The 20,724-nt window shown below is 73.5% G+C and carries 15 protein-coding genes; 9 read left to right on the top strand and 6 right to left on the bottom strand.

Annotated features, from left to right (window positions below):
- Positions 1-17: 17 nt before the first annotated feature.
- Both ABZ721_RS11320 and ABZ721_RS11315 read right to left on the bottom strand, forming a co-directional pair.
- Positions 18-323 (bottom strand): hypothetical protein, encoded by a 306-nt coding sequence (locus ABZ721_RS11320; protein ID WP_358788378.1) that lies wholly within the window; start codon positions 321-323, stop codon positions 18-20.
- Between the two features lie 89 nt (positions 324-412).
- On the bottom strand, positions 413-1,399 hold the full coding sequence (locus ABZ721_RS11315) for a hypothetical protein (RefSeq protein ID WP_358788377.1): 987 nt from the start codon (positions 1,397-1,399) through the stop codon (positions 413-415).
- A gap of 229 nt (positions 1,400-1,628) precedes the next feature.
- Here ABZ721_RS11315 and ABZ721_RS11310 point away from each other — a divergent pair, with 229 nt between their 5' ends.
- Positions 1,629-7,940: a putative T7SS-secreted protein gene (locus tag ABZ721_RS11310; protein WP_358788376.1), complete on the top strand. Its 6,312-nt coding sequence runs from the start codon at positions 1,629-1,631 to the stop codon at positions 7,938-7,940.
- The gene (locus ABZ721_RS11305) at positions 7,937-10,681 is read left to right on the top strand and encodes a right-handed parallel beta-helix repeat-containing protein (RefSeq protein WP_358788375.1); all 2,745 of its coding nucleotides are present in this window, start codon (positions 7,937-7,939) and stop codon (positions 10,679-10,681) included. Before ABZ721_RS11310 ends, ABZ721_RS11305 begins: the two co-directional genes overlap by 4 nt.
- A 37-nt stretch (positions 10,682-10,718) precedes the next feature.
- Here ABZ721_RS11305 and ABZ721_RS11300 read toward each other — a convergent pair whose 3' ends face one another.
- Complete coding sequence (locus ABZ721_RS11300; protein WP_358788374.1) at positions 10,719-11,585, bottom strand: RICIN domain-containing protein; 867 nt, start codon at positions 11,583-11,585, stop codon at positions 10,719-10,721.
- Between the two features lie 318 nt (positions 11,586-11,903).
- Here ABZ721_RS11300 and ABZ721_RS11295 point away from each other — a divergent pair, with 318 nt between their 5' ends.
- The gene (locus ABZ721_RS11295) at positions 11,904-12,107 is read left to right on the top strand and encodes a cold-shock protein (protein WP_269276869.1); all 204 of its coding nucleotides are present in this window, start codon (positions 11,904-11,906) and stop codon (positions 12,105-12,107) included.
- 87 nt (positions 12,108-12,194) lie between these two features.
- Here ABZ721_RS11295 and ABZ721_RS11290 read toward each other — a convergent pair whose 3' ends face one another.
- Positions 12,195-13,208 carry an alpha/beta hydrolase gene (locus ABZ721_RS11290; RefSeq protein WP_358788373.1) on the bottom strand — a complete coding sequence of 338 codons (1,014 nt, stop codon included), beginning with the start codon at positions 13,206-13,208 and terminating at the stop codon, positions 12,195-12,197.
- 447 nt (positions 13,209-13,655) lie between these two features.
- On the opposite strand from ABZ721_RS11290, the gene ABZ721_RS11285 reads away from it, so the two are divergent.
- The 4 genes from ABZ721_RS11285 (at position 13,656) to ABZ721_RS11270 (ending at position 16,336) form a co-directional block, all read left to right on the top strand.
- Positions 13,656-14,060: an ATP-binding protein gene (locus ABZ721_RS11285; RefSeq protein ID WP_358788372.1), complete on the top strand. Its 405-nt coding sequence runs from the start codon at positions 13,656-13,658 to the stop codon at positions 14,058-14,060.
- A 180-nt stretch (positions 14,061-14,240) separates the two neighbouring features.
- Positions 14,241-14,438, top strand: coding sequence for a hypothetical protein (locus ABZ721_RS11280; RefSeq protein WP_358788371.1), 198 nt, complete (start codon positions 14,241-14,243; stop codon positions 14,436-14,438).
- A gap of 233 nt (positions 14,439-14,671) precedes the next feature.
- Positions 14,672-15,994 (top strand): LCP family protein, encoded by a 1,323-nt coding sequence (locus ABZ721_RS11275; protein WP_358788370.1) that lies wholly within the window; start codon positions 14,672-14,674, stop codon positions 15,992-15,994.
- 54 nt (positions 15,995-16,048) lie between these two features.
- Positions 16,049-16,336 (top strand): DUF6343 family protein, encoded by a 288-nt coding sequence (locus ABZ721_RS11270; RefSeq protein WP_358788369.1) that lies wholly within the window; start codon positions 16,049-16,051, stop codon positions 16,334-16,336.
- Positions 16,337-16,363: 27 nt separating this feature from the next.
- Here ABZ721_RS11270 and ABZ721_RS11265 read toward each other — a convergent pair whose 3' ends face one another.
- Positions 16,364-16,936, bottom strand: coding sequence for a 3'-5' exonuclease (locus ABZ721_RS11265; RefSeq protein ID WP_358788368.1), 573 nt, complete (start codon positions 16,934-16,936; stop codon positions 16,364-16,366).
- A gap of 180 nt (positions 16,937-17,116) precedes the next feature.
- Between ABZ721_RS11265 and ABZ721_RS11260 the strand changes: the two genes are divergently transcribed.
- Positions 17,117-18,193, top strand: coding sequence for a DUF3800 domain-containing protein (locus ABZ721_RS11260; RefSeq protein ID WP_358788367.1), 1,077 nt, complete (start codon positions 17,117-17,119; stop codon positions 18,191-18,193).
- Positions 18,194-18,259: 66 nt separating this feature from the next.
- On the opposite strand, the gene ABZ721_RS11255 is transcribed toward ABZ721_RS11260, so the two are convergent.
- Positions 18,260-19,102, bottom strand: coding sequence for an NAD(P)H-binding protein (locus tag ABZ721_RS11255; protein WP_358788366.1), 843 nt, complete (start codon positions 19,100-19,102; stop codon positions 18,260-18,262).
- 416 nt (positions 19,103-19,518) lie between these two features.
- On the opposite strand from ABZ721_RS11255, the gene ABZ721_RS11250 reads away from it, so the two are divergent.
- Positions 19,519-20,691 (top strand): alanine--tRNA ligase-related protein, encoded by a 1,173-nt coding sequence (locus ABZ721_RS11250; RefSeq protein WP_358788365.1) that lies wholly within the window; start codon positions 19,519-19,521, stop codon positions 20,689-20,691.
- Positions 20,692-20,724: the final 33 nt, after the last annotated feature.

Below are 20,724 nucleotides of genomic sequence, written 5' to 3'. Positions count from 1 at the left end.
GGGCTCGGATGCGTAGGTCAGGACTGGTTGGTGCTGGCCGCGATGTCGGCGTCCATCTTCTCGACGGACTCCTTGATCTTGGTGAACTGCATGGCGAAGCTGTTGATGCTCTCGACGGCCTGCTGCAGCGAGGCGGTCAGCTTCTCGTAGGCGGCCTTCATCGCCGGGCTGCTCTGCTGCATGAACAGGCCGTTGTCCAGCAGCCCCTCGACGGAGGTCTTCGTCGACAGCAGGTGCGGGTTGATGTCGTTCACGGCCTGGTTCATCACGCCGGAGACGCGGACGATCTCGGTGTAGTCGAGGTTGATGTTGCCTGCGGGCATGGTGCGCTCCCTGGGTTGTGGGGTGATCGTGGCGCCGTCGGCGGCTCACGGGTGCGGGGCCGGTTCCGGCCCTGGAGCCGGTTCCGGCCCTAGTCGTCGGACGTCTCCCAGCCGCTGTTCTGATCCGCGTTGTCGCTCTTCCACTCCTCGGTCCTCCCGTCGGTCACCACGGTCTTGGTGCCGCTGCCGTCCTCGTTGACCTCGATGGTCGTGACGACCTCGTGGCCGTTGAGGTCCACCGCGGAGTGGGTCGTGCCCTTCACGGTCTGCTGGTTGCCGTCCTTGTCGGGGCCGACGGTGGTGTAGGTGGTGTCCGAGTCACGGTGACCGGTGGTCGTGTTGTAGACCGAGTTGGTCGTGCCCGTGGTCGTACTCTCCTTGCCGTCGGTGTCCTTGGTGGTGCTGCTGAAGGTGTCGTTGGTGGTCTTGGTATTCCCCGACTCGGTGGTCTGACTGTTGCCGGTCGTGGTCGTCACGTTGCCGTAGACATCGGTGGCGGACGAGTCGTACGTGCCGTCGGCGTGGTAGTTCGTGGTGTCCGTACTGGTCAGGCCGGTGCTCGTGTGCTGCGTCGTGGTGATCTTCGTCGGCTTGCCGTCGGCGCCGTACTCGTACGTGGTCGTGGTGGTGTTGCCGTGCCCGTCGTCGGTGGTCCAGGTCCCCGGGCGGTCTCCCGGCGGCCTGGGCGCGTGCGGGTCGTTGGGGTCGGCGTTGCCGGCCGCGACCGCCGCCTGCCAGTCGTCCCAGATCTTCTTCTGGGTCGTGTACAGGTCCGCGGCGAGCGACGCCTCCTGCTTGCTGGCCTCACCGGACAGCCGGAAGTCCCAGTCCGCCCAGCCGCGCGCCACCCCGTCGTAGAGGTTGCCGAGCTTCTCCAGCTTCTCCTCCGAGCGTTTGAACGAGCTCTTCCAGACGGAGTAGTAGGCGCGGATGGCCGTCGAGACGGACGCCGCCCCGGTCTCGTTGACGGTGTAGTCCTGCTTGCCCTCGCGCGCCGCCTGGACCTGCCCCTTGAGGGTGCGGGCCTTCTGGGCGACGTTGTTGAGCAGTTCGTAGTCGACCGCGATGTCGGGCACAGCCACTCCCGGGGGACGGAGACGGGGACGGGACGCGTACGCACTTCCAACGCACCGGAGATCGGAACGGTTCAGTGATCCGGCGCACACCCGCCTCCCGCCGCCTTGTGACGTCGTTCACAGAGTGAACCGATCGGGCGCGTCGTGCGTAGACAAGGTGTCCGGGCCGTGCGGAGCCCGTACACCAGGCCTACGGCGACGGCTGATCGCCGCCAGGAGGTGCGTGAGCGTGGCAACGCGTCCAGGGGACTGGAGTGCACTCGACCTGGACGGCGACCCGACCCCCGGCGACCCCTCCACCCTGGCCACCGTCGCCGACGCGATGCGCGATCTCGCCACCTCGGCCGGGACCATCAACACCGGCCTGAAGGAACTGCAGGTCACCGCGGGCGACGGGCAGCGCTTCATCGGCAAGACCGCCGACGCGCTGCGCGACAAGGTCGACGACCACCTCTTCAAGTTCGTCGGCCGGGTGGAGGAGTCCTTCCACACGGCGGAGACCGCGCTGCGCGCGTACAGCACCGCCCTCACCACCGCCCAGGGCGAGGCGGACCAGGCGCTGTCCGCGGCGCAGGGCCTGCCCCAGGACGACACGCAGCTGCCGGGCCTCAAGCAGCGCGCGGCCGACGCCAAGAGCGACGTGGCCACCGCGGCGACGGAGCTGCGCCGGCAGCTGCACACGGCCGGCGAGCTGATGGTGCAACCGGTCAGCGACTGCGACCTGTTCTGGGAGGTCTTCCAGTGGCTGACGATCATCCTGTCGGTGCTCGCGGTGTTCACCGGCGGCATCCTGGCCGTCATCGCCTGGGGCATGAACGCCGTCCTGCTGATCAAGACGATCGTCGCGTTCAGCCAGGGCAAGGCCAGCGGCCTGGAACTCGGCCTGGCCTTCCTCGGGGTGCTCTTCCCGACGACCAAGGGCATCAACGTCGGCGCGCTGCTCAAGGGGCTGGGCAACAGCCTCAAGGGCGGCGTCAACGGGCTGGCGATGGCCGGGAAGAACATCTGGTCGCAGATCGGGCACTTCTCGACGCTCACCGGCCTGCCGAAGTTCGTCATCGCGCCCATGGTGATCGGCTCCCACCTCGGCCCCGCCCTCAAGATCGACCTGGGCGGCCTGCTGCGCGGCATCGGCAACGGGGCCAAGGGCGGCTGGAACACACTGGTCACCGCCATCCACAGCGACTGGGCGAAGTTCACCGGCAACGTCACCGGCAACTGGGCGAAGGTCGGCACGTACAGCCTGGTCAACCTCCAGCGGCTCGGCCGGTTCGGCGTCGCCGCGCTCGTGCCGCTCAACGCCACCGAGATCGGCGTGCTGGGTTTCGGCGGTGCGGCCCGCCTCGCGTTCGGCGAGCGCGTCCTGGGCATTCCCCACCCCGAGCTGCACGAACTGCTCGTCAACGCGGGCCGTACCGACGCCGCCCTGCACTTCAACTCGCCCCTGGCGGCCGGCGCCCACAACGCCATGGTCCCGGCCCCGATCGTGACGCCGGGCGGCCTGCACTTCTCGGCGGGGACGTTCAGCCCCAACACCTCGCTGGGCGCGCTGTTCCGGCCGGGCGCGGGTTTCGGCGGGGCCGGCACCACCAACCTCGTCCACCTCGCGCTGGGCTCGATGCCCACCGTGAACCTCGCCCACCTCGGCGTCGGTTCGCTCGGCGCCCTGCGCGTCGGGGGGCTCGACGGCCTGCACGTGCCCGGAGCCTCCCTCAGCGTGCCGACCGCGGTGACTCCCGGCGCGGGCGCGCTCACCATCGGCGGTCTGCACGGGATCCCGACCCCCTCCGCCGTCGGCCACGCGGGCGGCGCACCGGGCCTGCACGTCACCGGGTTCGGGACGCCGAGCGCGGGCGGGCTGCACCTCGGGGCCACGTCCCTGGCCACCCCGCCGCTGCCGCACGGCATGACGACGCTGCCCGGCGGGCTGAGCGTGCCGCTCACCCACGGCGGCGGCATCTCCGCCGGCACGCACCTGGTCAACCAGGCGGACCTCGCGGCCGGCCACGTCCGGCTCGACAGCAATCTGCTGCTGCCCGGCCACACCGCCGTCGACCTGCTGCGCGACGCGCACGTCGGGTCCCCGATGGTGCACCTCGACCAGGCGGCCGGCGTGCACCCGGGCACGACGAGCGTGCCGCACACCGTCGGCATGGGCGAGGGCGTCACGATGGCCCGCGGCGCCGTCGGCCACGCCGAGGCGCTGAACGACCTGACCTTCCCCGAACTGCGCGCCCTGGCCTCGGGCGACGTCGCCGTGACCGGCATCCGGGCCGACGGCATCACCCTGCGCATCGGGGACTCGGCGCCGAAGACGATCGACGCGCACGCGGTCGCCAACACCGCCCCCGTCCCTCCGGCGCCCGTCGCGCACCTGGCGAGCGGTTCGACGCCCCCCGTGCCCGCGGCCGGGGTGCACGGCGTCCAGGGCGGGCACGCGCTGACGGTGCCGACCCAGCCGGGCGGCGTCAAGGTGACGCCCCTCGGGCTCGCGGAGCGCCCGGCGCCCTCCGTCACGACCGGCGGTGCGGCGCACTCCGCGCCCGTGCCGCGTCCGGTCGGCACCGCGGGGCGGCTCCCGCAGCCCGCCCTGTCCTCGCACGACCTGGCGATGAGCCTGCTGCGCGGCGACGACGAGCTGCGCGCGCCCGTGCCCACCGGACTGAGCGCGCACACCGGCGCCCCGGCCGGCGTCTCCGCCAAACCCGGGCTGGACGCCGCGGGCGCCGGCCACGGGGGACCCCCGAACAGCGCCCTCGACCTGGTCGCCCGGCCCGGTACCCCTGCCAAGGCCGAGGAGGTGCCGGTGCCCGTCGCCCCGCACCCGGCGGCCGCCGACGTCCCGGTGCCGCACCTGCCCGCGCCCGGCGGCAAGGGCAAGGGCAAGGCGGTCGAGCAGCCCGCCGTCGTGAAGCCGCTGCCGCCCGGCGGCAGGTTCGGCGGGCGGGCGGCGGAGCTGGTGATGAACCAGCGGATCCACGCCGCCCGGCAGATCGTCATCGGCGGCTCCAGCGGCTCGGAGGCCGTCGCCAAGCTCAACGCCTGGGCCCGCTACGAGCAGTCCATGACCAAGCTGGGCAAGGCCGAGCAGCAGCTCGACCACGTGACCCCGCCGCCCGGCCAGGGCGCCTCCACCGGGCCCACCGCCGCCTACCGGGCGGCGCTGGCCGACGTCGAACGGACCGGGGCGGCGGTCGACAAGGCCGAGGACGCCCTGATCGCGCTCGGCATCGACGCCCGCGCCACCCGCATGGAGATCCGCTCCGTCACCGGCAAGATCTTCACCGAGCGCGGCGGCCTGCTCGGCGGCGCCCCCCAGACCCGCCCCCGTGCGCCGCGCCCCGGCTCCGCGGACCTGGACACCCCGTCGCCGGCCGCCTCGCACACCGCCGCCGACGACGCGATGGACCTGGACCTCGACGTGCCCGCCCCGCAGCCGCACGTGCCCGGCCAGGCCGCGGGCGGCCCGGTGCCGCACACGGCCCCGCACCCGGCCGGGCACGACGTCACCATGACCCCGCCCGCGCACCAGGGCGTGGACGCGATGCACGTCGACACGCCCGCCCCCACCGGCGGCGTCCACACCTGGACCCCGCCGGGCGGCGTCACGGCCGCCGCGCCGCACACCGCCGTCAACGACGCCTTCGCGCACCTGGGCGGCGCGCATCCCGCCGCGCCGATGAACGCCGACCGCTACACCGCCCTGGTGCACGGGAGCGTCGAGGAGTCGCGGCCCGTCGCGTACGTGGTCAACGCGATCGTCTACTACCGGGAACTGGGCGGCCTGCAGTCGTTCCTGGACTCCGTCACGCACAACCTGACCGGCTTCGACGGCCGGGTCGCCGTCGTCATCGGCGTCAACGGCCCGCCGGCCGAGCTCGCCGCGATCCGCGGCGCCATCGACGACGCGCTCGGCGACGCCTCGTTCCCGCACCCGCTCGCGCTGGTCGCCACCCCGATGCCGCCCGCCGCCAAGTTCGCGTACGGCACCGCCCGCAACGCCACCATGACCAGCGCCGCCAGCACGCATCTGGTGGAGTCGATGATCCAGCGGGGCAACCACCCCTACTTCTCCATCATGGACTTCGACGCCCATCCGCACGTCGTGCCCGGCGGCGAGCACGTCTTCCGGCACTTCGACGACGCGCTCGGCGCCCACGGCTCGCCCGGATTCACGCCGCTGCGGCCGCTGATGATGTCGGGCGGATACCGGATGCCCGACATGGCGGGAGCCGGGGTCGCGGAGAACCTGGTCAAGGTCACCAACGAGCGGCTCGCCGCCGAGGCGGCCAAGGCGGCCAAGACCCCGAAGCCGGTGAAGCCCGCCGCCGACGGGTCGGTGAAGAAGCCCCGGGTGGTCAAGGACAAGGGCAACGTGCCCGAGAACTTCCTGCCCACCCTCGACGCGCGGATCCGCCTCGACATGCGCGTCCGCGACCGGCTGGCGGGCATGCACCCGCAGCTGCCGTACTCGCCGGAGCCCAACCTCTTCGTCGACGCGTCCGCCGTCCTGCTGAACCGCCCCGGCCTGCCGCCGGTGCGGTTCGGAGCGGGCGGCGCGGAGTTCCAGACGCTCAGCGAGCGGCTCAACCTGCTCAACGCCTGGGAGCTGGACCGCAACCTGCCGCTGCCGTCGTTCGGCGGCCTGCACCACACCCAGCTGCCGCAGATCCTCAGCCGGATCGACGACGCCTTCCGTACGGACCGGCCGCCCCTGAACCAGGTCGAGATCAACCACGCGCAGGGCGTGCTCAACGACCTGGCGGACGCCGTGCGCAACGGGGACCCGCTGGTCGGGGGGTTGCACGCCGAACGGGTACCGGAGGTGCTGCACGCGCTCGCCCAGACGCTGGGCCAGGGCGCCCACCACCTGCCGGGCGTGCCGGCCGCCGCGGCCCGCGAGGCCCGGCAGATCCTGTGGCACACCAAGGAGGCGCTCGACGCGCGGCTGACCCTGCGCGAGCTCAACGCGGCCAACCACGTCCTGCCGGAGCGCGGCACCGCGTTCCTCACCGACTTCCAGGGCGCCGCGATCCCCACCGACGTGTCGCGGCTGCTGAAGGACCTGTGGAAGGACGGCACCCTCCCGCAGGACCACGCGCACATCAAGAAGCCGCTGGACCGGCTCTTCAACAGCGACGCGTCGGGCGGCAACGCGCAGGCGGGCCGCAGCGGGCTCGAACTCGCCGGGCACCGCGACAGCTGGATCGCCAAGGACTACGCGAAGCTGCCGCCGAACCTCAACAACGGCAAGCCGTTCGACCCGCTGTGGCCGGTGCGGCCCGGCGCCGGTGACGCGCCGCGCCCGAGCACCGCGTCCCTGTCCGGCGGTCTCGACCCCCGGCTGGGCACCCCCGGGACGCACCCCGTGGGCACCGCCGTCTCCGCGCCGGTGCCCGGCGGCGGCGCGTCGGTGTTCGCCGGGATCGACCCCGCCGAACTGCGGCTGGTGTCGCACGGCCTGGCGCTCAGCGCGGACACCACGCACTTCCTGCGCCACCTGCGGTACTTCGCCGCCGAGCACCTGCCCACCCGCGCCATCGACCTGTCACCCGGGTCGCTGTTCGCGGCGCTCGACCGCGCCGCCCTGGCGACCCCCGGTCTTGACCCGGCGCGGATGCTGCAGCAGACCTTCGACCGCATCGACAACGTCGGCGGGGTGACGGCGGCCACCGCGCAGAAGCGGCTGAAGCTGTTCACCGACCAGCTGAACGCCCACGGCCTGAGCGTGGAGGACTTCTTCGTCCGGCTCGTCCAGGGGCGCATCCACCCGCCCACGGACACCCTGCAGGGCCTGCGCGCGGCCGGCGGCGGCGCGGACTTCGCCATGGACGCGGGCAGCCTGCACGTCCTCGGCTTCTACGCCAACGCGCTGGGCCGCGACATCCGGGTGACGGGCGGCGACGGCCTGCCCCACCTGATCGACGGGCCCACCAGCGGCAAGCGCGCCCGCGACTACCTGGAGATCACCTGGCGCGACAGCCCCGAGGGCGGCGGCTGGGACGTGCGGCTGGTCGACGGGGCGGCGCCGGCCGTGGACCGTGGCGGCCCGCCGCCCGGAGCCGACGCGGGCGGTCCCACCAAGCGGCCCCGCACCGGTCCGGCCGGCGACGCCGGCACGACGGGCAAGGGCAAGGGGAAGGGCAAGGCGCCGACCACCGCGTCCTCGTCCGTCACGCAGGGCTTCGGGCCCGGCAGCTCCGTTCCGGCCGCGCCCCAGGTCACGCACGTCGAGGCGCAGGCCGCCGCCTGGGACGCCTACACCGAGGCCAACGGCGAACTGAACCGGGCGCAGCGGGCGTTGCAGGGACTGGAGCCGGCCCCGGGGGGTTCCGGCGCGGGCAGCTCCCGCGGGCCGTCCGGCGCCTCGCACGCCTACCACCAGGCGGCGGACCTGGTGCGCCGGGCGAACGCGGCGTTGAACCGGGCCGAGGCGGAACTGGCCCGGCTGGGCGTCGACCTGCAGGCCGCGATGGGTAATCTCAGCCTCAACCCCGGCCGCCACCGGCCGCCGCCCCCGCCACCCGGAGACGCCTCGTGACCCCGCCCCCCGCCCGACCGGCGATCCTCTACGTCGCCGATCCGGCCCGGCACCCGGCGGCGCACCCGACGATCGCCGCCGCCCTGACCGCGGCGGCGGACGGCGACGAGATCCGGATCGCCCCCGGCGAGTACACCGAGGCCCTGCGGATCGAGCGCGGGGTCTCGCTGCTGGCCTGGACGCCGGACGGCCAGGACCCGCCCGGCCGTCCCGCCGCGGTCACCGTCGCCGCTCCCGACGAGGAGCGGCCCGGCCTCGAAGTGACGGCCGGCGGCGCGGTGGTGCTGCGCGGGCTGACGGTACGCGGCGGCGCGGCGAACCGGCCCGCCGTTCGGCTCGCCGGCGGCAGCACGCAGTGGTCCGGCGGCGGCACCGTGCGCGGCCGGCTGGAGGTCGTCGGCGACGCGCAGGCCGCGTTGCGGGACCTGACGCTCACCGGCGCGGCCCTCACCGGTGCCCTGCTGCGCACCACCGGCACCGTGCACCTGACCGACTGCCTGCTGGCGGACGCCGACGGGACCGGACTGGTGGCCGGCGGCTCCACCCGCCTGGAGCTGGAACGCACCGCGGTGCGCGGGGCGTCGGGCTCCGCGCTGCGGGTCCGCGAGAGCGCCCGGGTCGTGCTGCGCGACAGCCGCATCGAGCGCGCGGGCCGCAGCGGCCTGCTCGTCGAGGACCAGGGCTCCGCGCTCCTGACGGACTGCCGGGTACGGGAGTGCGGCGGCGAGGCCGTGCGCGTCCTGGGCAGTTCGCCCGCCCCCGCGGACCCGGCGAAGGCCGCCGACGGCACGCTCCGCGCGGACGACGGCGTACGCCTGCACGGCTGCGAACTGACGGACTCGGGCGGCGACGCGGTGAGCGTCACCGGCCACGGCCACGTGCTGCTCACCGCGTGCGTGCTGCGCGACTGCGGCGGCGCGGGCGTGAGCGCGGGCGACGACGCGCGGGTGTGGCTCGCCGACACCCGGATCGTCCGGACGGCCGCCGCCGCGCTGCGGGTGCACGGCACCGCCCGGCTGACCGCCGGGCAGAGCACCGTACGCGACTCGGACGCCAACGGCCTGCTCGCCGCGGACGACGCGAGCGTACGGCTGGAGGACTGCGAGGTGGGCGAGTGCCGGTTCAGTCCGGTGCACGTCGGCGGCCGGGCCACCGCCGTGCTCATCCGGCTGCGGGCGTCCGGGTCACCGGAGCACGGTGTGCACGTGGTCGGCGCCGCGACGGTCGAGATCACCGACGGGTCGGTCGCCCGCTGCGGGATGTCGGGGCTCGACGTGGCCGGCGAGGCGCGCGCGGAGGTCCGCGGGCTGAGCGTGCTGCGCTGCCGCAACGGCATCACGGCCGCGGCCCGCGGTCCGGTGCGGCTGCTGGACTGCGCGGTCACCGACGGGGAGCGGGCGGCCGTCGTGCTCGGCCCGGGAGAGATCGAGCTGACCGGCGGGCGGGTGCTGCGGCCGGGCACCGCCGGACTGGTCGTCGAGGCGGGTGCCCGGCCGCGGGTGACGGATCTGGAGGTCCGGGAGGCGGCCGGCTCCGGTGTGGTGGTCGCCGGGGACGCGGAGCCGCAGCTGCGCGGGGTCCGTATCGTGCGGCCCGGCAAGAACGGCCTCATCGTCGAGGCGGGCGGGGCCGGGGTGTTCGAGGACTGCGACATCGCGGGCCCCGAGTTCCCCGCCGTGCACCTCGGCGCCGGGGCGACCCCGGTGCTGCGGCGGATCCGGGTGCAGGACGCGGGGGAGGACCTGAGCGCCGACCCGGGAGCCGATCCCGTGGTGGAGGAGTGCGTCTCCGTCCGGGTGAAGACCGCGCTCTGGCCCGCCGCCTCGCTGCCCGCCCCGGCGGCGTCCGGCCCGTCGGGAGCCTCCGGGATCAAGGGAGCCGGCCCGGACGAGCCGGCCGAGGAGGCGGAGGAGAGCCTGGAGAGCCTGCTGGGCGAACTCGAGGAACTGGTCGGCCTGGCCCGCGTCAAACAGGATGTGGCGTCCCTGGTCAAGCTGATGCGGATGGTGCAGCGCCGCAGCGCGGCGGGGCTCGCGGCGCCGCCGCTGAGCCGGCACCTGGTCTTCGCGGGCAACCCGGGGACCGGCAAGACGACGGTGGCCCGGCTGTACGGCCGGATCCTGGCCGCCGTCGGGCTGCTGGAGCGCGGCCACCTCGTGGAGGCCGACCGGTCGGCGCTGGTCGGCGAGTACGTCGGCCACACCGGCCCGAAGACCCAGCGGGTGTTCCAGGAGGCCATGGGCGGTGTGCTCTTCATCGACGAGGCGTACTCGCTGGCGCCCGTCGGGGGCAGCGCGGGCAACGACTTCGCGCAGGAGGCCATCGCGACCCTGGTCAAGCTGATGGAGGACCACCGGGACTCGGTGGTGGTGATCGTGGCGGGGTACCCGGCCGAGATGGAGCACTTCATCGACTCCAACCCCGGCCTGGCGTCCCGGTTCAACCGGACGCTGCTGTTCGAGGACTACGACACCGCGGAACTGGTGCGGATCGTCGAGCAGCACGCCGCCTCGCACCAGTACGACCTCACCGACGCGGCACGGGCCATGCTCGACACCTACTTCTCCCACGTGCCGAGGGACGGGCGGTTCGGCAACGGCCGCTCCGCCCGCCAGGCGTTCCAGGCGATGACGGAGCGGCAGGCCTACCGGGTCGCGGAGATCGACGAGCCGACCGAGGACGACCTGGTGACCCTCTCCGAACTCGACCTGCCGGAACTCGAGACCCAGCAGACGTCGTAGACCGGCGGGGCCGGCGGGGCCGGCGGGGCCGGTCGGGTCAGCGGAAGTGCCACTTCTGGTTGGGGGTGCCCGCGCAGGACCACAGCTGCAGCCGGGCGCCGCTCGCGGTGGAGCTGTTGACCACGTCCACGCACTTGTTCGCCTGCGGGTTCACCAGGTCGCCCTGGCCGCTCATGATGAAGCGCTGCGCCGGGTTGCCGCTGCACCGCGCGAGCTGGATGACGGCGCCGTCGTTGCTGGAGCCCCAGGCCACGTCCATGCAGTAGCCCATCGAGTGCACGGTGCCGTCGGACTGGAAGTCCCAGCGCTGGCTGTTGGCCCCGCTGCAGGTACCGATCTGCAGGCCGAGGCCGTCGGTGCCCTTGCCGCCGGGGACGGTGATGCAGCGGCCCGAGCCCGTGCCGACCACGAACGACCCCGGAGCGACGCTCGGCTTCGGCTTCGGCTTGGGCGCCGGCGCCGGGGCCCTGGTCGGCGCGGGAGCGGCGGCACCCGTCTGGGGCCTGCTCGGCGGCTGCGCGGCGGGGGCGGCCGGTGCGACCGCGCCGGGCTGGTTCTGGATGGCGGCGGGCGGCTGAGCCGGCGCCTGCGGGCGGGTCTGCGCGGCGGGCGCCGTCGCGCTGGGGGCCGCCGCGGAGGCGCTCGGGGTCGGCCTGGACGGCTCCGCGACCACCGGACGGTCGGCGGCCGCCGTCTCCGCCTTCAGATCGATGTGGCTGATCAGCGGCACCGTCAGGACGCTGATGCCGATCACCGCCGCCACGGCGAGGGTGGTGGCCCAGACCCGTCGCCCGGGCAGCAGCCCGCGCCGCGGCACCGTCGGCCGACGCGCGAAGGTGTCGGAGAAGCGGGGCTCCGCGCTGTCGGGACGCTCGGCGGACTGCTTCGAAGGAAGGGACGGCACGAAGGCTCCTGTCGGACTCAGGAGGTGTACGGGGGAAGCGCCGGAGCACTGCCATCAACCGTTCCCAGAGGGCGGGTTGAGGCACTGACCACTGGCTCTGACCTCGCTCACCGGATACGTGGCCAGTGTACCTATCTCCCGCTCCCGGCGGTCGCGGACCCGTCGGCGCCCGCCCCCGCCCGACGCGGCGTGATCACGCATCGGGACGGTCGTATAAGCGGGCCGCAGGTGGGGTAGAACGGTGGCGGACATCCTGATCCGGGGTGTCCGCGGCGCCCGGTTCGGGCGGCACTGTTACGGACGAAGGATGCAAAAACGATGGCCAGCGGCACGGTGAAGTGGTTCAACTCGGAAAAGGGCTTCGGGTTCATCGCCCAGGACGGCGGCGGCGCTGACGTGTTCGCCCACTACTCCAACATCTCGGGCAGCGGCTATCGCGAGCTCGCGGAGGGCGAGCATGTGACCTTCGATGTCACGCAGGGCCAGAAGGGACCGCAGGCGGAGAACATCGTCCGCGGCTGACACCTCGGACACCGGAAGGGACCGGCGCCTGCCCGCCCGGTCCCTTCTCGTGTGCGCTTTCCCCGGCGTGGACACACTCCCGGTGCCTCAGCGCGGGACGAGGGTCGTACCCAGGCGCTCGGCGGTGTTCGCGTACGGCAGGTCGGTGAGCGACAGGTCCGTGCAGAACCGGCTGACGAGGTCGGCGAAGTCGGCGATGCGCTCGACGGGTGCCAGGTGGTCGGTCTCCTTGATCGTGGTGAACCACGCCGCGGGCAGTTCCGTGGCCACCTCGCGGCCCATCTCGGGCGTGGTCAGCGTGTCGTACTCGCCGGTCACCACGAGGCTGGGGACGGCGGGCGACGGCTCGGGGCGGTACCACTCGTGCCGCATCAGCCGGGTGTTGTGCTCGGCGGACTTGCGCAGCTCCTCCGGACTCTGGCCGATGATCTGCTGGTAGACCAGCCGGGCGACGGCGGCGTGCTTGCGGACGTGGCCGGTGCCGGGCGGGGACATGAAGCGGTCCGCGAGCTCGCGGGCGATGGGCTCGGTCTCGCCGCGTTCGATCATGACGGACCAGCGCTCCATCGCCTCGGCGTAGCCGGCCGGGATGCGGGTGGTCATGCCGACCAGCAACAGGCGCTCGACGAGCGCGGGGTAGTGCTGCGCGAAGCGCAGACCGATGGCCCCGCCGTAACAGGCGGCGACGAGATTGACGCCGGTCACGCCGAGTTCGTCGAGCAGGTGGCGGACGGCCGCCGCCAGGAAGTCGACCCCGTACTTGGCGGGCAGGAAGTCGGCGGTGCCGTAGCCGGGCAGGTCCACGGTGATCACCTGGCCCAGGGGGGCCAGCCACTTCTCGTGGCGCACCCAGGAGTTGCGGTCCTGGGACGAACCGCCGAGCACCAGCAGCGGCTCGGTGCGGGCCGGGCCCTGGCGCACGATGCGGCAGGTGAAGCGGAAGCCGTCGAAGGTCAGATCCCGCTCCTCCACCCGGATGGGTGGTGCCGTTCCCTGGACCCCGTGGACTCCGTAGGCCGCCTGGGTGGGTCCGGGGAGTGTGGCGGTGGTGCCGAGCCGGTGTGCCTCGCGGCCCTGGGGAGGTGCGGTGTCGGTGGACATGAAGGGCTCCAGAATTCAGGGAGGGCGGTGTGACGCCGTCCCCGACCACGCGGGCGGGAACGGCGTCCGGACCGTTCCGCCTCTATGACGTGACCCGAGTGGAGTCGGCGGACAGCCCGATGACGAAGAGCGAACGCCCAGCGCCCACCATGCGCGGCGTCCGCACACAAGGGGCCGTTCGCCGCTTCGATCACCAAAAGGTGTTCGTAGCAGTCTGTTTGCCCGGATTGGCGGGAACCTCCATTCCGGGCCTGATTCACCCCTTCCAGTGACAAGAGCCGTCACTCTGGGTGAAGATCCCGTGCGGTGCGGCCCGCGCGGGCGGATCGCACCCGTAGATCGCGCGAGGCCGGGCAGGCGCAGTGCAGGCGCGCGAAACGGCCGGGAGGCGCACGGGGTGGTGGGGTCGCCGGTCACGGAGCAGGAAGCTTGACGAGGTGGATCTCGATGATGGTTGAACGCAATCTGCAGGTGTCCGGCACGAAGAGCGGTGTCGCGGAGGCACGGGCCTGGGCGTGCGCGCAGCTGGAGGGGTCCGGCGGGCCGGTGAACTGGCGTCCGGACTACCAGGTGGTGGCGCTGCTGGTGTCGGAGCTGGTGACGAACGCGGTGCGGCACGGTTCGGGCGCCGAGGTGCTGCGCCTGATGTGGGACGAGCGGCGGCTGCGGATCGCCGTGGACGACGCCTCCGCGGAGCTGCCGGTGATGCGGGCCGCCCGGCCGGACCGGCCCGGCGGCCACGGGATGAACCTGGTGCGGCGGCTGGCCGGCGGCTGGGGCGCGGCCCCCCGCGACGGCGGCAAGCGGGTGTGGGCCGACCTGGTCCCCGGCTGGGAGCCGTCGCCCGCCTGACGCGTCCGCCGGCCGGTGTCTGCCGTCCGGGCGGATTGCGTCCCCCGATCGGCCTGCCGCGGTGGCGTGGCTCCGGGACCCGGGTCAGGATCGGCTCGGTAGCCCTGCTGTGAGGAGCGGATGGTCATGTCGAAGCACAGCCGTCGCCCAGGAGCCGGTGAGGCCCCTTTCCGTCTGCCCATGGGCCACCCGCTCGGTGAGGTCGGCGACGAGTGGCTGCCCGGCGCCCCCGTCCGGCCCCGCGAGGACGACGACAGGCCGCCGCCCGCCGCCCCCGCCGGGAAGTGCCCGCCGTCCCGCAATCTCGCGTACGGCGACTACTGGGTCGAGAAGGACGCCGCCGACGGCGGCAGCCGCAACGGCGAGCGGCACGCCTGACGGCATCCCCGGCGGCGCGGAGCGAGCGCGTCGTGAGCCTGTGTGCGGGGGCGGCCGGGAGACCGGCGGGGCCGCCACGCCACGGCGCTGCGGACGTCGTACGCGTCCGACGGCGACCCTGCCGGCGCCGGGTGTTCGGATGTGTTCGAGAGATCTAACATTATCCTCATATCTGTCTGCGACCATCTCCGGTGTGCGACGCATGATCCGCACACCAGGGGAGAGGGACGCAGATGCCAGGCGCGCGGGACCAGACGCACGACCACGACGGGGCCGCTTCGGAGGGGATACCCGAGGCCGGCGCCGACGATCCCGCGATACCGGCGGCACGCCGGCCCCGTCGCCGGGCCCGGAGGATCATCGCCTGGACGGCCGTCGGCACGCTGGTCCTGCTGGTCGTCTCGGCCGGCGCCATCTACTACCGCCTCAACAGCAACCTGACGACCTTCCCCGCCGAGGCGCTGAGCGCGGACCGCCCGCCCGCCGCCGAACCGGACGCCACCGGGAACACCCCCGTCAACGTCCTGCTCATCGGATCCGACTCGCGCGGCGGCAACAACAGCAGCCTGGGCGGCGGCGAGAGCGGCACGGCCCGCTCGGACACCACGATCCTGCTGCACGTCTACGCCGACCACCGGCACGCCATCGGCATCTCCATCCCCCGCGACACCCTGGTCACCATCCCGGCCTGCCGCCTGCCGGACGGCAGTTGGACCAGTGAGCGGACGCACACGATGTTCAACGAGGCGTTCTCGGTCGGGGAGACCGACGCGGGCAACCCGGCCTGCACGCAGAACACCGTCGAGAAGCTCACCGGGCTGCGGGTGGACCACACCATCGTGGCGAACTTCGAGGGCTTCGCGGCCATGACGAAGGCCGTCCACGGGGTGGAGGTCTGCTTGCCGAACGACATCTACGAGCGCGACGTCAACCCGAAGCTGGGCGCCCGGGGCAACCTGGTCCTCGCCAAGGGCAAGCAGAACGTCCAGGGCCAGCGGGCGCTGGACTACGTGCGGTTGCGCCACGGCATCGGGGACGGCTCCGACATCGGCCGGATGATGCGCCAGCAGGCCTTCCTCGGCTCCCTGGTGGCGAAGATCAAGGGGCAGGGCATCAACCCCACCACGCTGCTGCCGCTCGCGGACGCCGCGACGAAGTCGCTGATCGTGGACCCCGGCCTCGGCTCGGTCACGGCGCTGCTGGAGTTCGGCACGTCGCTGAAACACATCGACCTGCCCGACCTGAAGTTCCTGACGACCCCCTGGCGCTTCAGCGGTGAGCGCGTCGAGCTGGTCCATCCCGCCGTGGACACCCTGTGGGCCACCCTCAAGGCCGACCGCACCATCGACGGAAAGGACGCCGCCGGTACGGCGACCACCCCGCCCGCGACGCCGACTCCCTCCGCTTCGGCGACCACCGGCGGGAAGTACCCGCCCGGCGGGGACTCCGCGCAGCCGACCGGGACGCCCACCGCGCTCCCCTCCACGGTCGTGTCCGACGCCCGCTCCGCGGACCAGGACACCTGCGCGGGCACGGTGTTCGGTTCGGGCGGCTGACGCTCGCACCCGGCGCCCCGAAGGTGGATGCTGGAGGGGAGGTGATGCATCACCATGCGTACCGGAAGCGAACCGCTGACCGCGCGCAGCGCCCTGCGGCTGCGGCTGGGGCTGGCCGCGTTCGGGCTGCTCTGGGCGGTGGGCGGCGCCGTGGGGTTCGCCGTGGCGGGCCATCCGGTGTGGGCGCTCGCGCTCGCGGCGGTGGCCGCGGTGGCCGTCGTGGACCTGCTCGTGGTGGTCCGGCACCTGCGCCAGGGCGCGCACTACCAGCCGGGCCGGACCATCCCGCCGTACCGCCCGGCCGGGGGCGGCGACAGCCGTCTGCGGCACCACGGCCCGTAGCCGGGGACCGGCCCTGTCAGCGTGCGGTCAGGGTGCCGGCGTGCCGGGCCAGGTGCCGCCCGCGGTCAGTGTGAGGATGAGGGCCGCGATGTTCCAGGCGTCGTCCTCGCCGCGGTGGTGGCGGCCCTCCAGCGGCAGCCCGGCGATCCGCAGGGCCTGGGCCATGCCGGGGCGCTTGCGCAGTCCGTGCGCCTGGGTGAAGGCCAGCTTCGCGTTGGTGTGCCGGGATCCGAAGGGATACGCGGTGCCGGTCGCCAGGCACTGCCGGGTGAACTGGTGCCGGTCGTAGTCGCCCCAGCTGGCCCACGGCCGGCTCCCCGCCCGGTGTTCGGCGGCCAGCAGCCGGCAGGCCTCGGCGAACGCGACGCCGGTGTCCACCTCGGCCTGCGTCAGCCCCGTCAGCTCGGTGCAGAAGGCGCTGACGGCGGACCGTGCGGGCCGCACCAGGATGCGGTGGCGCGCGACCCGCTCGTCCGTGTCGAGGTCGACGACGGTCAGCCCGATCTCGATGATCTCGCTGACCGCCCCGGGCGGCGGCATGCCGGCCCAGCAGGTCGCCTCGACATCGATGACGTTCAGCAGTCCCGTGGCCCCGTCCATGCCGCCGAGCGTAGAAGGCGCCCGCCGTCCGGTCACCCGGTTTACGCTGCCGCGACCGCCCGGTGGCCGGCCAGGTGCGCCCGGCCGGTGCCCAGGGGCGACGGGGGTGGAAAAGTCATGGTGGATCGCGCGCTGATCACCGATGATGGCGGGCATGTCCATCCGCGGGAGGACCAGGCAGTGACAGGCGACCGGGAGGAACCTCTCCCTGCGGCGGCGACCGGCGGGCTCGTCGAGGTCGCCTGCGACGAGTCGGGTTCCGACGGCGAGAACCTCCTGGGGGGCAACACGGACGTGTTCGCCCATGCCGGCGTGCGGTTGGAGGTCGCCGTGGCGGCGGCCAGCATCCAGGAGATACGGAACAGGATCCGCTCGCCCGCGCAGGAGTACAAGGCGAACCACCTGCTCCGCGAGAAGCACCGGCCGGTCCTGACCTGGCTGCTCGGGCCGTTGGGCCCGATCCACGGCCACGCGCAGGTACACCTGACCGACAAGGCGTTCTTCGTCGTCGGCCGGGCGGTCGACCTGCTGCTCGGGAACGCCGCGCACGCGGCCAGCGCGGGCCTGAGCCGGGACGAGGAGGCGCACGCGCTGGCCGTCGAGCTGTACCGCGAGGGGCCCGGGACCTTCGGGTCGGAGCTGTGGCAGGAGTTCCTGGAGTCGGCGAACAACCTGATGCGCACCAAGAACCTCTGGGGCGAGCGCACCCCGGTCGAGTCGTTCTTCCGCACCGTCGACAAGCTGCGCGGCCCCGGTGCGGGCACCCCGGTCGACGACATCCTGGAGCGGCTCGCCGCGGCCAGAGCGCCCGCGGACTCCTTCCGGGCCCGGCTGCTCGACGACCCGGCCCTGATCCCCGCGCTGGACCCGCTGATCCCGTCGGTCCTGCGGACCGTGGCGCACTGGAGCGAGGGCACCCGGCCGGTCGCCCTCGTGCACGACCGGAACAACACGCTGACCGAGGAACGGATCGCCCAGCTCCAGCGGCTGTTCGCCGAGGCGCACCCCGTCGGGCCCGGGTACGGGCCGCGGGGCCGGCTGACGAGCGTGACGCTCGTCAGCTCCCGGTCGGACGCCCGCATCCAGCTCGCCGACTTCCTCGCCGGCGTGGCGCGGAAGATCGCGTCCGACGAGCTCAACCACCGCGGCGACGCGGAACTCACCGAGCTGCTGCGGCCCTACGTCGACGAGACGTCCTTCTGGGGGGACGGCAGGAGCTGGTCCCTGCTGGGCCCGGTGTCCGGCGTTCGGCTGTAGACGCGCCCCGGACCCTGCCCCCGGATCGGGCCGCCGGGCCCGGTCCGGGGGTGCGCCGCCGGTCGGTCAGGAAGCGGCGGCGAAGGCGGCGGCGTTGGCCTCGGCCCACTGCGCGTAGGTCAGCGCGGGACGGCCCAGGATGCGCTCGACCTCACCGGTGACCAGGGCGGGACGCCCGACCGTCCCGGCGAGGAAGTCCAGCAGGGAGTCGACCATCGCCTCCTGGACCCACGAGCTCTGGGCGAGCATCGCGGCCTTGGCGGCCGCGGGGCTGAGCTCCTGGTACCGCAGCGGGCGGCCCAGCACCGCCCCGAGGGTCTGCACCTGTTCCGCGAGGGTCAGTTCCTGCGGCCCGGTCAACGAGGGAGCCAGCCCGAGCAGGTCGTCGCCGAGCAGCGCCCGGACGGCGACGGCGGCGAGGTCCGCCTCATGGACCGGCGCGGTGCAGGCGCCGGCGTAGGGACCGTGCACGACGTCGCCGGCCCGCAGTTGCGCCGCCCACTGCAGGGAGTTCGACGCGAAGGCGCCGGGGCGCAGGTGCGTCCACTGCGGGAAGCCCGCCTCCACCGCCACCTCGATGTCCCGGTGGAGCGCGGCGGTGCTGCCCTCGGCCGGGGACTCGCCCTCCGTCGCCACCAGCAGCGAGGAGAGCGTGACGACCCGGCGCACACCGGCCGCCTTGGCGGCGTCCAGCAGAGCCGTGGTGCTGCCGGGAGCCCCGGCGATGTTCACGACGAGCGCGCGCACGCCCGCGAAGTCGGGCGCGGCGCTGTCGCACGGCTCGACCCCGGCCGGCAGGCGCACGGCGGCGGGCGTGCGGGTCAGCGCCCGCACCTTGCTTCCCTGCGCGGCGAGTTCCGCGACGAGCGGGCGGCCGAAGTTCCCGGTGGCACCGGTGATCATGATCATGGGCTGTCGTCCTCTACTGGGTCTGCTGGGTCTGCTGGGTCGGCTGCATCGGCTGGGAAGGCGTTTCCCAGTCCCTCCCGAGAGCCGTCCGGCGGGCCGGAGTGTGACAGCGCACCGCCGTGTGTGCCCCACGTCACGGAGCCGGAACGGCGGGCCGGGAGCGTTCGGGCGCGGCCGACCGCGGCCCGGAAAACCACGGGCGCACCGGCGGGCGCCCCTGTTACCGTCGAAGGCATGGAGATCACCAGGTGCGTCACCGCCGCGACCGCGCGAGCTACCAGCTCGTCGGTTGCCGCCGCCTGACCCCACTCCTCGTCCCCGGCGACCGGAAACGGCCGCCGGTGCGCTGTACGACCCCTGGTCGGCAGCCCGTGTTCCCGGTTCCCTTTCCGGTCCCATGACCCGAAGGAACCGCCATGAACACCGACCGGACCGTCAGCACGTTCGTCGACTTCTTCCGCGACCGCGGACACCAGCGCATCACCGGTGACTCGCTCCTGCGGCCACCGGGGGACCCGGTGCTGTTCACCACCTCCGGCATGCACCCCCTCACCCCGTACCTGCTCGGCCGGCCGCACCCGCTCGGCCGGCGCCTGGTCGGCCTCCAGCGCTGCCTGCGCACCACCGACCTCGACGAGGTCGGCGACCCCACGCACCTGACCGTCTTCGAGATGCTGGGCTCCTGGTCCCTGGGGGAGTACGGCGGCCCGCAGAGCCTGCGCTGGGGGTACGAGCTGCTGCGCGACGGCTTCGGCATCCCGCCCGGCCTGCTGCACGTCACGGTCTTCGGCGGTGACGAGCAGGTCGGACCCGACACCGACTCCCTGCGCACGTGGAACGAGCTGGGGGTGCCGGTGGAACTCACCCGCGAGGACAACTGGTGGTCCAACGGCCCCACCGGACCCTGCGGACCCGACTCGGAGATCTTCGTCTGGACCGGCGACACACCGCCCAGCGGCACCCCCGGCACCGATGGGCGGTGGGTCGAGGTGTGGAACCACGTGACGATGCGGTACCACCGCGGCGAGGACGGGGGCCTGCGCCTCCTGCGCCAACCCTCCATCGACACCGGACTGGGACTCGAACGCCTGCTGACCGTGCTGCAGGACAAACCCTCGGTCTACGAGTGCGACCTCTTCGATCCGTGGACGAGCACGGTCCCCGGCCTGTGGGACACCGACGAGGTGTCGCTGCGGATCGTCTACGACCACCTGCGCTCCGGCGTCGTGGTCATCGGCGACGGCGTCCTGCCGTCGAACACCGGGCGCGGCTACGTGCTGCGCCGGCTGATCCGCCGGGTGCTGACCACCCTGTGGCGGGACGACCCGTCGCGCACGCTGTCCGACCTCCCGACGGAACCGCTGGAGCACACCCTCGACCACTTCCGCCAGCCGGGCGGGACCGGACCGGTGCGGGACGTGCTGCTCGACGAGGAGCGCCGCTTCTCCCGCCTGCTGGAGCGGGGCCGGCAGGTGCTCTCCCGGCAGGGCTACGACGGGTCGCTGCGCGAGCAGGACTACGGCTATCTGCACGAGACCCACGGGCTGCCGCGTGAACTGGTGGACGGACTGCGCGGTTCCCGGGGGTGATGACCGGCGCCCGGCGCGGATTCGGCGCTCTCC

It is taken from the genome of Streptomyces sp. NPDC006733 (genome assembly GCF_040636125.1).
GTDB lineage: Bacteria > Actinomycetota > Actinomycetes > Streptomycetales > Streptomycetaceae > Actinacidiphila.
Note: the sequence above shows the minus strand (reverse complement) of the source record. Positions and strands in the feature narration are given on the sequence as shown.

Excerpts from the sequence above, each read along its gene's own strand:
- ABZ721_RS11285 (WP_358788372.1), top strand. The coding sequence starts at position 13,656 with ATGATGGTTGAACGCAATCTGCAGGTGTCCGGCACGAAGAGCGGTGTC.
- ABZ721_RS11280 (WP_358788371.1), top strand. The coding sequence starts at position 14,241 with ATGGGCCACCCGCTCGGTGAGGTCGGCGACGAGTGGCTGCCCGGCGCC.
- ABZ721_RS11275 (WP_358788370.1), top strand. The coding sequence starts at position 14,672 with ATGCCAGGCGCGCGGGACCAGACGCACGACCACGACGGGGCCGCTTCG.
- ABZ721_RS11265 (WP_358788368.1), bottom strand. The coding sequence starts at position 16,936 with ATGGACGGGGCCACGGGACTGCTGAACGTCATCGATGTCGAGGCGACC.
- ABZ721_RS11270 (WP_358788369.1), top strand. The coding sequence starts at position 16,049 with ATGCGTACCGGAAGCGAACCGCTGACCGCGCGCAGCGCCCTGCGGCTG.
- ABZ721_RS11250 (WP_358788365.1), top strand. The coding sequence starts at position 19,519 with ATGAACACCGACCGGACCGTCAGCACGTTCGTCGACTTCTTCCGCGAC.
- ABZ721_RS11295 (WP_269276869.1), top strand. The coding sequence starts at position 11,904 with ATGGCCAGCGGCACGGTGAAGTGGTTCAACTCGGAAAAGGGCTTCGGG.
- ABZ721_RS11320 (WP_358788378.1), bottom strand. The coding sequence starts at position 323 with ATGCCCGCAGGCAACATCAACCTCGACTACACCGAGATCGTCCGCGTC.
- ABZ721_RS11290 (WP_358788373.1), bottom strand. The coding sequence starts at position 13,208 with ATGTCCACCGACACCGCACCTCCCCAGGGCCGCGAGGCACACCGGCTC.
- ABZ721_RS11255 (WP_358788366.1), bottom strand. The coding sequence starts at position 19,102 with ATGATCATGATCACCGGTGCCACCGGGAACTTCGGCCGCCCGCTCGTC.